11 protein-coding genes are annotated in these 13,249 nt (G+C 52.9%); 5 read left to right on the forward strand and 6 right to left on the reverse strand.

Going from position 1 to position 13,249, the window contains the following annotated elements; translation table 11 throughout:
- Window positions 1-302: 302 nt before the first annotated feature.
- The 4 genes from SH527x_RS00420 to SH527x_RS00435 form a co-directional block, all read right to left on the reverse strand.
- Complete coding sequence (locus tag SH527x_RS00420; protein ID WP_437192683.1) at window positions 303-668, reverse strand: hypothetical protein; 366 nt, start codon at window positions 666-668, stop codon at window positions 303-305.
- A gap of 204 nt (window positions 669-872) precedes the next feature.
- Window positions 873-1,157, reverse strand: coding sequence for a hypothetical protein (locus SH527x_RS00425; protein WP_437192684.1), 285 nt, complete (start codon window positions 1,155-1,157; stop codon window positions 873-875).
- A 1,698-nt stretch (window positions 1,158-2,855) separates the two neighbouring features.
- Window positions 2,856-4,184 (reverse strand): CvpA family protein, encoded by a 1,329-nt coding sequence (locus SH527x_RS00430; RefSeq protein ID WP_437192685.1) that lies wholly within the window; start codon window positions 4,182-4,184, stop codon window positions 2,856-2,858.
- Window positions 4,185-4,578: 394 nt separating this feature from the next.
- Window positions 4,579-5,778: a pyridoxal phosphate-dependent aminotransferase gene (locus SH527x_RS00435; protein ID WP_437192686.1), complete on the reverse strand. Its 1,200-nt coding sequence runs from the start codon at window positions 5,776-5,778 to the stop codon at window positions 4,579-4,581.
- Window positions 5,779-6,414: 636 nt separating this feature from the next.
- Here SH527x_RS00435 and SH527x_RS00440 point away from each other — a divergent pair.
- The 3 genes from SH527x_RS00440 to SH527x_RS00450 all read left to right on the forward strand — a co-directional run bounded on the left by SH527x_RS00440 (window position 6,415) and on the right by SH527x_RS00450 (window position 10,043).
- Window positions 6,415-6,909 (forward strand): Hsp20/alpha crystallin family protein, encoded by a 495-nt coding sequence (locus SH527x_RS00440; RefSeq protein ID WP_437192687.1) that lies wholly within the window; start codon window positions 6,415-6,417, stop codon window positions 6,907-6,909.
- A gap of 170 nt (window positions 6,910-7,079) precedes the next feature.
- Complete coding sequence (locus SH527x_RS00445; RefSeq protein ID WP_437192688.1) at window positions 7,080-7,991, forward strand: response regulator; 912 nt, start codon at window positions 7,080-7,082, stop codon at window positions 7,989-7,991.
- 978 nt (window positions 7,992-8,969) lie between these two features.
- Window positions 8,970-10,043: a DUF1559 domain-containing protein gene (locus tag SH527x_RS00450; protein WP_437192689.1), complete on the forward strand. Its 1,074-nt coding sequence runs from the start codon at window positions 8,970-8,972 to the stop codon at window positions 10,041-10,043.
- Between the two features lie 161 nt (window positions 10,044-10,204).
- Here SH527x_RS00450 and SH527x_RS00455 read toward each other — a convergent pair whose 3' ends face one another.
- Window positions 10,205-10,681, reverse strand: coding sequence for a DinB family protein (locus tag SH527x_RS00455; protein ID WP_437192690.1), 477 nt, complete (start codon window positions 10,679-10,681; stop codon window positions 10,205-10,207).
- A 763-nt stretch (window positions 10,682-11,444) separates the two neighbouring features.
- Here SH527x_RS00455 and SH527x_RS00460 point away from each other — a divergent pair.
- Both SH527x_RS00460 and SH527x_RS00465 read left to right on the forward strand, forming a co-directional pair.
- Window positions 11,445-11,885, forward strand: a complete 441-nt coding sequence (locus SH527x_RS00460) for an HU family DNA-binding protein (RefSeq protein WP_437192691.1) — start codon at window positions 11,445-11,447, stop codon at window positions 11,883-11,885.
- A 171-nt stretch (window positions 11,886-12,056) separates the two neighbouring features.
- Window positions 12,057-12,275: a hypothetical protein gene (locus tag SH527x_RS00465; protein ID WP_437192692.1), complete on the forward strand. Its 219-nt coding sequence runs from the start codon at window positions 12,057-12,059 to the stop codon at window positions 12,273-12,275.
- 507 nt (window positions 12,276-12,782) lie between these two features.
- On the opposite strand, the gene SH527x_RS00470 is transcribed toward SH527x_RS00465, so the two are convergent.
- The gene (locus SH527x_RS00470) at window positions 12,783-13,094 is read right to left on the reverse strand and encodes a YkgJ family cysteine cluster protein (RefSeq protein WP_437192693.1); all 312 of its coding nucleotides are present in this window, start codon (window positions 13,092-13,094) and stop codon (window positions 12,783-12,785) included.
- Window positions 13,095-13,249: the final 155 nt, after the last annotated feature.

Here is a 13,249-nt window from a genome sequence, read left to right on the forward strand (position 1 = left end):
GATTAGAAACACTGTTAGCTGTCGTCACGCACACCACTGCGGGCCATTGATAAGCGGCCAAGGTCATTAGGCTTCGACGTCACAGCTAAAACGGCTTTGGGCATCCCCCCTTCGGGGTCGGGCTCTACGCTGCAAGTCCTCATCACGAGTACGTGATTCCGGGCTTTCCGCTGCGATCCCTGATGCGAAACAAAAGAATCCGGATCGAGAAAGAGGGGGCCGCCCCTTTTCCCATCACCATCACGCCCCGGCAGGTGTGGCGGGGGATGATGGTGACAGGAAGAAGGGGCTAGCAGACCTACTTAGTGGCTTGCAGGAGCTTTCGGATTAGCGGGAGCCGCTTTACCGAAGTTAGCGGGCATGCGTTCCACGCCGGTGATGTCGAACTGAAACCAAGAACCATGCTTGTACTGTTGGCCTGAAGGCGTTTCGTACCTGGGCACCACAGTCAGCAGGACGCCGTATTCGTGTTCCGCGAGCTTTTGCCCCTCGTCATAAATCAACAGATCCACTTTCGACACGATCTCGCCGTATGGTGTCTGGTATCGCAGTTTGTAGTTGATCGGCTTCCCGTTCCCTCCACCGTTTTGCTCAGGTCGACAGTTAACGCCGACCATCTGAAGCGGTGCGGGGTCCATGAACATGACGCCAATTTCTTCCTTGGTCATCGAAAGCAATCCTTTAAGAGAGAAGATCAGAGAGAGAACAAAGAAACGCCGCCGCGGCTTCATGCGTTGGCTGGCGTGAAAGGCACATGAGTTGAGGCGTTCGCGATTCCGTGCGTTCGGGGCTCAACGTGCCGAGTGAGAAAACGTCGCGAACAGAGGATCAAAGAGATCGAAGGGTGTGCTCTGCCGCGACGGGTGGTGTTTCTAGCGAAGCGAAAAACTGATATCGGCCGGTTGGTCGTCTTGCTTGTCCTTGCGGACAAACAGGCGGCAATACAAGTACATGCCGACCGCATCACGCTTTGCATGCAGCTTGATCAGATCCAGATCTGCAAGCTGATTCATTGACTCGACGAGTACCGCAAGCGTGTCAGGAATCGACAGCTCGAGCTTGTCAGCGAAATGCTGAATGGTTTCCAGCGTGTCGGAACCATCATCAAGGTTGCGTTCAAGAGGTGAACGACGATCAATAGCGACTGTTTTCTGCATTCTGGACCCCCATGAAGAAAATGGAGATCCGCAACAGCTGCGAGCGTCAGCAAAAACAGACCGCACGCCCCGAAACTGGTCGGGATTGCGTGCGGTCTGATTGACAGCTAGAATTGGAGACATCTGCACAGCTTATCTCTGTTGCGGATCACAACTCAGGAGCTTGCCGGCTCGCTGAGTGGAAACAAACCTCGAACGCTTGCCGGCGTTCGGGGTTTTCTTTTGATGCATGCTGCATCACTAGGGCAGAGTTTACAAAGCACTCTGCCCCGCTTCAAGATCATTCAAGTCAACGCAACCCGTTGGCGTATCGGACATTATCGGACGTTGGTTGTGGGGCTGGTTTAGATTGTTGGGAGGAGTGTTTGTTGCCTCTGGCTGGTGATGTCGAGCAAATTTTGGCTTCGAACATGTCCGGTGTTTGATGACCAAGACGATGTGATTTCGATCGCCAGATCACGCTGAGCTTTGTGGGATGTGGCCTGCTCTGTTGGTTCCTCGCAGCGAACTACGAGCGTGTGAAAACCGGTCACACTTTCACTGGCTCGTGGGGACTGTTGCGGGAGTGAAAATCGAATTCCGTTGAAGTCCATGTGGACGTCAGACGCGACCGGCTCAGACGAACTCCGTGTGGCGATCCATCGAAACGCTCGCTGGCATGCGAGGCCCCGAGATAATTGTGAGCGAGCGCAGCTTCTCACGATTCTGGTAACGGACGTTCTGAGTGTTGTGCTCGCAACGGATACGAACAGCAGCAGCCAGGACACGAGACGAACAGACTGCGAAGCGACCGTAATCGGACGTCGCGATGAATCTTCAGCAGTCGTTCTGGTTCGTCGGTTCAATGGTCTTTGAGGAGTTTGTTGACCGCGGGAGGTGCTTGCGGCTGGACTACGTCGGCTCAGTCGGTCTCGTGCTTCGACCCCGTTAAAAAGACAGCTGGAACTTGCTTTCCACCTGAACGCTGGTTGCGTTGCATCTTCAGTGGTGAAATTCGAGCGATAGTTCCGGTTCGCCATCGGTCATGAGATACGTCGAATTTACGCAATGCTGGTTGATCCGATCAAGGCGATCAGTCTGGATTCACCGGATTTGTCCGACTCTCAGGTTTGTCGGTTTTTGAGGAGTAGGCAGATCGGGTGAGATGGCTGGTTTGAGGATCAGTTGTCGATCGACGGAATTGTCTGAATTGAGGGGCCGGCGAAGAAATTCGATGTCTCAGTGAGTTTGTGGAAATTGAGGCTGGCGTAGCTGAGGTGGGATTTCGCGAAGACGTGGACTTTATGAGTTGATTGTCTCACTCGCTACTACGTGTTCTGCGTTGGTTTCCCAAAGCCTGCGGTCGGCGGAAACCTAAGAACCGGTTTGACCGTCCGCATGTAAGTGAATGAAGCAGTGGGGTCAGACTGCGATTTTGGGAGACGCAAGGTCGATCAACCGAGCCTGACGTTTGCAGGTGTGCCAAGACGCGTTGCTTCAGGAACTCGGCGGCGAAAGCTTTTTGAGCTGGCTGGTTCTTGCTCGCGGAACACTCCCCTGCTCTGACGAGGATTCATAGAACGCGACCGATTCAACGGGAGAGACGATCACGTTCCATGAGTCGATCCAGTGCGCAACAGGAGCACTGTTTCGGATCAGCTTTGTTGCTGTCTGCCTGAGTCAGGTGTCTCGTGAAACGCTACAGCATCCGGGAGCTGCTTAGAGTGGGTTTTGCTGTGATGAGGATGCCGGAGCCTGCACGCCACGCAAACGTTGCTGAACGTCGAGGCTGAGTTGTTCGACTCGCATGCCAGCAACCTGAAGTTGGCGAACGATGCGAATCTCGACCGGATGAACCTGCGTCGTCTGTGGGTCAGGATCAGGAACTCGCCGTTGTAGATCTGCAATCCAGTCATCCAATGCGGCCACAACAACATTGTCTGGAATCCCAGCCGTACGTTGGGTGATATCGAGTTCGATGTTTTGCTGAACCGCTGCCGCTGGAGAATATGCAGCGGCGATGGTCCTCATCTGTTCAGCTCGTTTGGCGGCCAGGTTTGCAGTCGGCAGCATGCCCGGAATCTGAGTCTGGGTCGGCTGTGGGAGACTCGTCGGGGATGTTGGAATCGGAGCCGGCTGTATCGGTGCTGTCAGCGTGCTCAGTTTCCAGTCGAGAAACTGCTTCAACTGTGATGCTCCGACCTGACTGATTTGTTGTTGAAGTGCCGCCCGATCTTTTTCCGGGACGGACTTCATCAGTGACTGCAATCCCTGTTCGATCTGTGTTCGCGTTTGTGGATCGGATGACTGCAGAGCCTCGTTCACGACTCGCTGAGATTCGTTGCTCAGAAGCCCCTGCAACTGAGTCCAGAAATTGCTACCCGTGTTTGAATTTGATCCCAACGGAATCGGGGAGGGGGCAGAAGTTTGTGAATTCGGAATCGGGGGAAATGGGGATGGGAGCCCGAACGGCGAGTCACTCCCCTGCCCTTGTGATGCATGGGAATGGTCATGCTTGTGGGCATCCAGGTCGAGATGATCTCCATCCAGCAGGTGGATGTAGTCCTCAACAGCCGAGTGCAATCGCTCCGGCATGACAGCGTGTAACTTGTCCATGATGATGGCGGCGTACTTCCCGGTGTACGAGCCTTTCAAAGCTTCGCGTGCCGAGGCCGACATCGTGACTACAAAGAACGTCAGCACGAGGACAAGAGCAACCCCTTTGACAAGGCCAAAGATTGCCCCGAGGTGACGATCGAAGTCTTTCAGTTTGTTCTTCTGCAGCCAGTCATCCATTGTTCGGGCGACGAGATAACAGATGAACGTAAAGCCTAGGTAAGAGGCGGCGAAAATCACCCAGTTGTTGAGCGGAGGTTCAAGATGAACGTACGGTCCGGCCGCCTGAGAAATGGCGTTGGCGAAGATGAAGCACAGCGCGATTCCTGCCAGGCTTGCCAGCTGAAAAACGACCCCCTTCACTGCTCCTCGCATCGTGAAGAAAATCAGAATTCCAACAGCAACAAGGTCGAACCAGGTTAACGAAATCACCACTCGACTCCTTCCGAACTTCTCCGATCCCTGCGAGATCGGTTCGGTCTTTTCCGTGGCCGTGCCGCAGCTTTTCAGCGGAGGCAATTTTGTTTCGAAGTATCAAAGACAGATACAATCGACACAAAATTTGCTTTAGACCGAGACTCACTCCATTTCGGAAGTGTAGAAATCGCCTGACTGACTGGTAAAGGCCGAAATGGCTACCTGATCGATCCAGATTACGTTGTTTTTCCAAACATAGATTTCAGAATGCAGATCTCGGCGGCGGGTTGCAGCCTGTGGCGAGCCTGAAAAAGAAACTGACCGCGATCAAATTGCTTCGATCGCGGTCAGTTCGGTTGTCGAATTGTGCCCAGTTGGCAGGCATTTCTCCTGTCAGCGGGAGTGTGGACTAAGCCTTTTTGTGGCCGAGGAATGCTTCCAGAGCGTTCAAACCAGCTTCAAGTGCGGCGATGTTGGTCGCGAATGAAAGACGAACATAGCCCGGTGCCCCGAAATCGTCCCCAGAGACAGTCGCGACGTGACCTTCGCTCAACAGCAGGTCGCAGAATTCGGTGGCGTTGTTGGTCACTTTGCCGCAAGGCAGTGTTTTTCCAAAGTAGCTGCTGACGTTGAAGAACGCGTAAAACGCTCCAGTTGGATCGGCAAAGCTCAGGCCAGGAATTGCTCGCAGACGCTGTACGACATAGTCGCGGCGCTTTGAGAATTCGGCAACCATCTCGTTGATGCAATCCTGTGAACCGGCGAGTGCTTCCAGTGCAGCGTATTGGCTGATGCTGCAAGGGTTTGAGGTCTGCTGACTCTGCAGATTGCTCATGGCTTTCGTCAGATCCATTGGAGCGATGGTCCAGCCGATTCGCCATCCGGTCATCGCGTAGGCCTTGCTCACTCCGCTCACGGTGATCGTCAGTTTCTTGACGTCTTCGCTCAAAGTGGCGAATGAGCGGAACTCGGTCGTTCCGTACAGCAGCTTTTCGTAGATCTCGTCTGAAAGGACTGGGATCTGGTGCTTCACTGCGACTTGGGCCAGAGCTTCGAGTGTCGCAACGGGGTATGAAGACCCTGTTGGATTGCATGGATTGTTGAGCATCAGCAACCGGGTGTTCGGTGTGATGGCCTTTTCGAACTGCTCTGCTGACAGGCAGAACCCGCTTTCCTGAGTTGTCGGGATCAGGACTGCTTTCGCTCCGGTCAACTCGACGAGGGCGCTGTAGCTCACCCAATATGGTGTTGGAATGATGACTTCGTCGCCGGGGCCGCAAAGTGAGGCGATCACGTTGTGGATCGCGTGTTTGGCACCATTGGTGATGATCACCTGAGCTGCGTCGTAAGTGATTCCATAATCGCGCTGGTAAGCAGCGACGACAGCTTTTTTCAGCTCTGGAATCCCAGTGGCTGGTGTGTAGTGCGTGTGGCCAGCGTCCATCGCCTTTTTCGCGGCGTCACAGATATGTGCAGGTGTCGGGAAATCCGGTTCGCCCAGCGTGAACTCGTGGACGTGGATCCCTGTCGATTTCAATTCCTTCGCCTTGGCAGCGGCGGCAATTGTGGCGGAAGGTTTCAGAGCCTGGACAACTGAGGAAAGTCGCATGGATTGTGACCTGAGGCGCATCGCCCGATTTTTTCGGGCAGGGTTCAATAACTGAGAGCTGGATGCTCTGTAAGGCTTCAATACATCTTACCGTGGATGAAAACGCAGGAAGCCGTTCAGCGTTTTTGGTGTGACCTCGCCAGTTGGGCGCAATCACATCCAGTTTGATGATCTCGCGATTTTTTCGATCATCGAGAAGTTAATCAAGCCTTGGCCATCCGAATTCCTCGTCGGATCGCGGTTTATTCCCGAGCCTGTTCTTTTTGTCACATGACCGTTCTGATGTGGTTTCACCAGAGAAACGGCGGTGTTTTTATGGCAGAGCCCTCGGCGTGGACAGGAGAATCGTCTGGTCGCATCGGAAATAACTCAGGTGACTTCCTGATCAGGAAATTGTTCAGGATTCAAAGTCCCTTATTCCTCCATCGAAAACCGACACGTATGATAATCGATTGAAGAGTTACCTGTTTTCTGTCTGCCCCCCTGCTCCTGTGCCTACGCCGACAATCGCAATTTGTGAAGGTTGCCTGGTGTGGCGGAGCATGGTGTCGCGATCTCAGGTGGCAATTCGACTGATTGACTAAATTTTTTAAGGCCAAAAGCGATTTTGGCCGGAATCAGGGGCCGAGGTGAAATATGGACAATTCAACATCAACTGGTCAGGGCGAACAACGGACCTCCCGGTCGTGGATTAATCCCCCGTCACTCGGGGCGCTGCGAAATGAGGTCACCGGGTTGGTCGAGTCGATTCTTGGAGAATCTGTTCCTCAATTTCGGGCAGACACCATTCCGCGTGTGGATGTTGTGGAAAAAAACTCACATCTAGAAATCATTGTTGATCTTCCGGGTTATCGCTCGAGTGACGTTTCTATCGATTTAACGGCGAATAATCTGGTCATCTCAGGCGAGCGAAATTCGGAGGTGCCGGCTCCTGAAGAAAGTTGCCGCTACTATAGACAAGAACGTCGGTTAGGTGGCTTTACCCGATCTATTTCACTCCCCTGCCCTGTCTCGGACGCCCTGGTCGATGCGTTTCTGCAGGATGGTGTGTTACGAGTGCGGTTGCCGAAGCATGAAGACGGGCGAAAGCGTCATGTGCCGATTCGTGATGTGGAAAGTCCGTCGACTTGATCAGGTTCGATCTATAATTACGTATTGAAGCCTATGGAGCGCCTGTTGAGATTCAGGCGTCTCCGGGCTCAATTCACTTTGAAAGTGTTTTTAGGTAGGAATTGAGATCAGAGGATTCTCGCAGATCGTTTGTATTGTTCGATCTCCGTGCTGATTGATCAGAGGCGTGCATGGTCAGAATTCTGGTGGTCGACGATTCGATCATGGATCAAAAAATCGCCGCCGGGTTGTTGCAACGAGCGACCGGCTGGGAGGTTGAATTTGCATCAGACGGACGTCAGGCGCTCCAACGCATCCACGACCGCTCCGATCCCCTGCCTGATGTTGTTCTGACCGACCTGCAGATGCCGGAGATGAACGGACTGGATCTTGTTCAGGAAGTTCGTCGTGAGTTCCCGTTGACTCCTGTTGTGCTGATGACGGCTCAGGGGAGCGAAACAATCGCCGTCGAGGCCCTGCAGCATGGGGCCGCCAGTTACGTCCCCAAGTCGAAACTCGCTTCTCTCCTGGTCCCCACTGTTCAGCAGGTTCTTGCTCTTGCAGGAGAACAGCGAACAAAGCGGGCGCTTGTTGGGTATATGCAGACGATGGAATGCTCGTTTGTGTTAACGAACGACACTGCCCAACTCGTGTCATTGGTGGAATATCTTCGAGATGTCTTACGGGACATGAATGTTCTGGCAGAGAACGATCGATTGCGGACCGGTGTGGCTCTGGAAGAGGCGTTGTTGAATGCGTCTTATCATGGCAATCTGGAGGTCAGCAGTGAGCTTCGCGAAGTCGATCACCTTCGATTTTACGAACTGGCAAGACAGCGCTCTCAGCAGTCTCCGTATAAGGATCGTCGCATCTATGTGAATGTGAAGATCAGTCAGTCCGGCCTTGAGTACACTGTTCGAGACGAAGGCCCGGGGTTTAACCCCGCGATCCTGCCAGACCCGACCGATCCTTCAAATCTGGAACGACCTTGTGGTCGCGGCGTTCTGTTGATGCGTACCTTCATGGATCACGTCAAATACAATGACCGTGGAAATGAAGTGACGATGTCCAAATCTTCAAACGCGTCCAAGGTCTCCGCTTGAGTCCTTCTGCGCGGCCGCATGAGAGCCTGATTCCTGGACTCCAAACTTGCGCTGGCCGTTGTCGGAATGTGCTCGCGAATCACCAACTCTTGCAATACAGCGATAACTCGCTTTTGATCCCCTGCCCTTCTTCCTTGGCAGAAGCAATTTGCATCTGGTGTCTGCGACAGCGACGTCTCTCACCTGCGTTATTCATCTGAGACGATCATGCTCTTCTGTGATGCTCTGTGGCCGAAATCTCGCTCGACCGGGGTCGCGATCCGTAATGCGGCTGCCCAGCGGTCATTCTGATGGGGGGATGGCTGAATCCGCGTGCCCAATGAGCTCCACGACTTTGAGAATGACATCGATAGATATTCGCGTAAGAGTAGTGACATATCTCCAGCGACTGTTGTCAGGGAGTTCAGCTTGAAAATTGACATAAGAATGTGGCGATTTGAGTCTCCTGCTTTGCGTCGTGAATAAAATGTAGAACTTACTATAACGCGTGTACTGGTAAGGTGTTGGGTGTTGTAAATACTCTGGATGATTCGGCTGTGATTTCTCATGTGGTTGACAGAAGATTATGTACATTCGATTATTTGTTGTGCTTCGTAAATTTGTATTATTGTTGCTTCATATTGCAGCACCGCTGTAAATGATGCTGGTGGGCGATTCAGGTTGACCATTTTGGCCGTCACAGGACCAGAATGTTGCGGATTGGATCACCCATCAAAGTTGATTTTGTTGAACAATGGCTCAATTTGAAAATCTGGTCCCCGGATGATGCTTTCTGTCCGCGGTGGTGAAGTTTCTATGTGCTGGTGAGGTCGGAGTTCGTGCCGTTTGTGCCTGCTCAGATTTGATCAAGTCTTTTTGTCGTTCTGCACATGCGGTCGAGGTTCCAGCTGAGGCCTTTCAGAACTATTAAGCGACGGATTGCCAGCGTTTAACTCTGTGAATTGCTTTCTCATTCTGAATTAAGAGGACATCAGAACAATGGCTAAATTGAATCACGATTCGCGGCGTTCGCTGCGGAAGTCAGGGTTTACGTTGATCGAGCTTCTTGTCGTGATTGCAATTATCGCGATTCTGATTGCATTGTTGCTGCCAGCAGTCCAACAGGCGCGTGAAGCGGCCCGACGTTCTCAGTGCAAGAACAACCTGAAGCAGCTCGGCCTTGCTTTGCATAACTACCACGATGTGTTCAACGTGTTTCCTTACAGCGCTGGTGGGACGGCTGCAAATTCCCTGCGTTTGAGCGGAATGGTGGGCTTGCTTCCCTACCTCGAACAGTCAGCTCTCTACAATCAGATCAGTTCACCACTGACGATTTCCGGGACGACCTATCCTGCAATGGGGCCAGAACCTTGGGTCGGCGGATACACCCCGTGGCTGGCCACCCTTCCTTTTCTGGTCTGCCCATCAGCTGGGGACCACATCGGAGTCAGCGGGGATCGCTTTGGACGGAAAAGCTACATGTTCAATGGAGGTGACTCAGCGAATGTGGGCGGTGTCGATGGGACGACTGTTCAGGCGTACGGTCGTCGCCCACGCGGAATCTTCGGTTGGCAGTCAAGCACTCGTATTGGTGCGATTTCTGACGGAACCAGTAATACAGTCATGATGGGCGAACGTCGAATTCCTACAAGCGCGAACGACTTCGGAAACGTTGTTCAGACTGCCCATGCCACACCAAATCTGTGTCGGCAACAGGGAAGCGGGGGACGTTATAACAGCGGTGTGACAGTTGCGCCGCGAATTGGACTGCGTTGGGCGGACGGTGGAACAGACAGCTCCATCATGAATACGATTCTCCCACCGAATTCCCCGTCATGTAACTTTACCTCAACAGCAGATTCCAGGGACGGCTACCACTCAGCCGGGAGTTCGCACACTGGCGGCGCACACATCCTGATGGCAGACGGTGCCATTCGATTCGTCAGTGATAACATTGATTCCGGGAATCTTGGGGCGAACCCATCTTACACTTCAGTGACTTCAACAAGTCCATTCGGAACTTGGGGAGCACTCGGAAGCAAAGCTGGTGGCGAAGTGACAGGCGAGTTCTAAGCCGGGCTGATTGAGTCCAGAATACGAAACTGAAACAGCCGCACCCGATTTCGAGTGAGGCTGTTTTGTTATCCCCTGCCCTGCTTGTCTGCTTGTATGGAGAAGATGGCTTCGAAAGTTGCCACTTATCTCGTGCGAGCAAGTGACGGGAATCTGTGCTCTCACGATACCCCAAGTGCTTTTCGTTTCTCCTGAATGAATGGTAAGTGGTGAGTGATGTGATTGGTCACGCGCTTGAGGAGTGTCTCGATTGTGACAGGGCCATCGACGGAATGAATTCCTGTCCGCTGAAATGCTTCGGCAGACTGGACTTCCAGAATCCGGGCAAGCTGTTTGCGGACCGAAGTGATGATGTCGAGTTCGACGTCGAGGTCGCGGTGCTCGTATGCGAGCTTCGCTGCAAAGAGGTCAGGGTCGCCTGACATCATCTTTGGGTTCTCTTCCGCCAGAATTCGTTTGATCCGGTCAGCGTAAATCGGTTCAAAATCGGCAATATGGCAAACGACTTCCAGTGTCGACCACTTTCCGGGGATCGGTTTGGCAAGGAGTTGTTCGCGGGTCATTCCGGCAACGGCCTGACGAAGTTGTTCCGCTCCCTGGATGTATTCTTCCAGCTTTAACGTTCGTGGATCTGACATACGGATGGCTCCTGAAGCTGTTTCCGGGGTGAAGTGACTGATCTTGGTTTGCCGAACCCTGTGGGCCGCTCATTAATACGACTGATCAATATTTGACTGTCGCACCGTTATTGTCGTGGACAATGCGATTGAAGGGTCGGTCTGGTGCTCAGCAATGTGTGAATGGAATGTCGCGACGTATTAATGTCTGAGGACGAAGTCGCTGACACGTATCCTTCTCGTCTGGTTCATGTTCGACGAGCCACCCTCCCCTGTTTCCTGCTGAGGGGCAAGGAAACAGGATCGAAATGGAGACAAGTTTAAAATTTTTTTATTTGCGGCGAACGGAAGATTTTGCAGGGATCGCAATTGCATTCAGCGTAATGGCTTACCCCGGATTTGCGTTTATTTCTCTCTCTGTCAGCCGTGACTCGCTCACTTGCGGCTTCGGCTTCTTCTCATTGGTGCTGAGTCACTGTTGCGATAAGTTCATTTCAGTATAGCGTTTGTGTCGATTGTTGTTGATTTTTGTCTGGTGGCATGGGACGGCTGAATTTGCGGGTTGGCGAAAGTCTAACGATTTTCCGGAATTGCACTCATTTGCCGCGCCTGCAATGTCGATGAGAAAGTATGAGTTTCGTCTCGCGCCATTCTTCGAGTGGCCGAGGTTGAGTTTACTACTGGCTACTTGACAGTAAGTTGCTGTTGTATTTACAGTTGAGAACAGACCGACATCGCGGTCGACAGCAATTCAAACGTCAGAAATAGCCGGGAGTGGCCAATCGTGACCAAGAAAGAAATCGTCAAAACGATCTCCGAAGAATGTGGTCTGACGCAGCTCAAGACGAAGGAAATTGTTCAGAAGACGTTTGAAGCGATCATTGACACGCTTGTTACGGAGAGTCGCATTGAACTCCGTAACTTCGGTGTCTTTGAGGTGAAGAAGCGAGCCGCACGTAAGGCACGCAACCCTCGTTCAGGTGAGCGAGTGGATGTGCCTGAAAAGTTTGTGGTGACCTTCAAGCCAGGTAAGGAAATGGAAGAGCGCGTGTTGCAACTGCAGGAAGCTGCAGCTCAACAAGCGACCGAACTCCATTCATCTGAACCAGTACGGCTTGAAGCTCCTGCAACACCGGTTGCTCTTCCTGCACCATTGACAGCTCCAGCGCCTTCTCCAGCATTTCCTTCGAACCCGTCACCCTATTCGTCACAACCTGCCGAGTAGGGCGTTCAAGGCCCAATGCAAATATTCAGCAATGTGCAGGCAGGCGAAATCGCTTGGTCTGTATGCTGCTGTTCAGGACACAAGTCAGGCTGGTACTTCCGGTTCTAGTGAATCGGGAGTGCAGAATGCCTGGGTGTGCCTCCTGCGATCCCGGACTCATGGAGGAGACCGATGCGGAAACTGTTCCTGCTGATCGCGATGACGACGACCCTGTCCGTCCAAACCGGTTGCATCATTCCGATCTGGAGTGCAAGTCCAGATGACCGAGTCCGTCAGATGATCTATCAGTCTGAGAACTATCGACAGATCCCGGAAATCTGGGAGCGTGTCTGGTTCTTGGATATGCCGGATTTGCAAACACCGTATCGCACCCATGGTGGTGTGATCTAATTTCTGTCTGCCAGTTGGGTTCCTGCATTGCGGGGACCTTGTTTGGCAGCGGTGACGACCCGTTCAACAGGGATCACTGATTTCGGCAATTCGTTCTTCATTTGTCTCCTGTCCTGGTTCGTGTTGTTGACGCAGCAGGAACCGCATGGGGCAGAAGTTCTGGCTAGCTTGAATCCGTCCGCATCCGGTATTCGCTAGTCATACGGCAAGTTCGTGAACGTCAGCTGAAGTCTGCGTGTCCTCCTGTGATTGCGTTCACATCTGGTGAATGATAATCCCGCGCACGTGTGTGCGGTGAGCTCCGATTGAATCACCTAAAAAGCCGCTTGCCTGATGTCAGGGAAGCGGCTTTTTTATGCGCGCACGATCAGCACAAGTTCAATCTCTCATGTGGTGGCGCAGCAGCTCTTTCGGCGGGTGAAGGCTGAATCTGTACCAGAGTCGCTTTGCTGCGACGGGGCACTCGTTCTGTGCTGCGGCGCCCTCCCCTGCTGATCGATCGCCTACTTATGGTCGAAGCCACTGTTCGCGAACGGCATGGCAAGATGGGCTGTTGATCTCAAAGTCCCTGCAAGCATCCGGGCGGATCTCGTAGTGCTGGCATTGTCGATTAGCTGCATCAAACCAGGGGCATGGGCTGTGGTCGACGAGCAATCGTATTTCCCAAGCAGGCAGGATGTCGAGGAGCAGCGCCTGTGGAACTCCCTTTTCGGCGGGTTCATTCCGGACATGGTCAATCTGATATGGGGGTGCGCTGACTGTATGGCAGCAGGCCCCGCAGCCATCGCATGAGTCCAGGGCTGGCAGTTTCTTCTTCAATCAGGGAGTTTCTGGTCAGGAACTCTTCGGCTTAGGTTCAGTGCTTTCATTTTCCAATGCCCCGGCGTCAGAAAGCAACGGTAATGAGCAGTTGAATTGGTTCGGTGCGTCGATGGTTCCGGTGTGACAAGACCATTGTTTCAGGGCTGTCCTCA

Source organism: Planctomicrobium limosum, from assembly GCF_051465645.1.
GTDB lineage: Bacteria > Planctomycetota > Planctomycetia > Planctomycetales > Planctomycetaceae > Planctomicrobium.

Coding starts and splice junctions, on each gene's coding strand:
- SH527x_RS00445 (WP_437192688.1), top strand. CDS start 7,080: ATGGTCAGAATTCTGGTGGTCGACGATTCGATCATGGATCAAAAAATC.
- SH527x_RS00420 (WP_437192683.1), bottom strand. CDS start 668: ATGACCAAGGAAGAAATTGGCGTCATGTTCATGGACCCCGCACCGCTT.
- SH527x_RS00425 (WP_437192684.1), bottom strand. CDS start 1,157: ATGCAGAAAACAGTCGCTATTGATCGTCGTTCACCTCTTGAACGCAAC.
- SH527x_RS00455 (WP_437192690.1), bottom strand. CDS start 10,681: ATGTCAGATCCACGAACGTTAAAGCTGGAAGAATACATCCAGGGAGCG.
- SH527x_RS00435 (WP_437192686.1), bottom strand. CDS start 5,778: ATGCGACTTTCCTCAGTTGTCCAGGCTCTGAAACCTTCCGCCACAATT.
- SH527x_RS00440 (WP_437192687.1), top strand. CDS start 6,415: ATGGACAATTCAACATCAACTGGTCAGGGCGAACAACGGACCTCCCGG.
- SH527x_RS00450 (WP_437192689.1), top strand. CDS start 8,970: ATGGCTAAATTGAATCACGATTCGCGGCGTTCGCTGCGGAAGTCAGGG.
- SH527x_RS00465 (WP_437192692.1), top strand. CDS start 12,057: ATGCGGAAACTGTTCCTGCTGATCGCGATGACGACGACCCTGTCCGTC.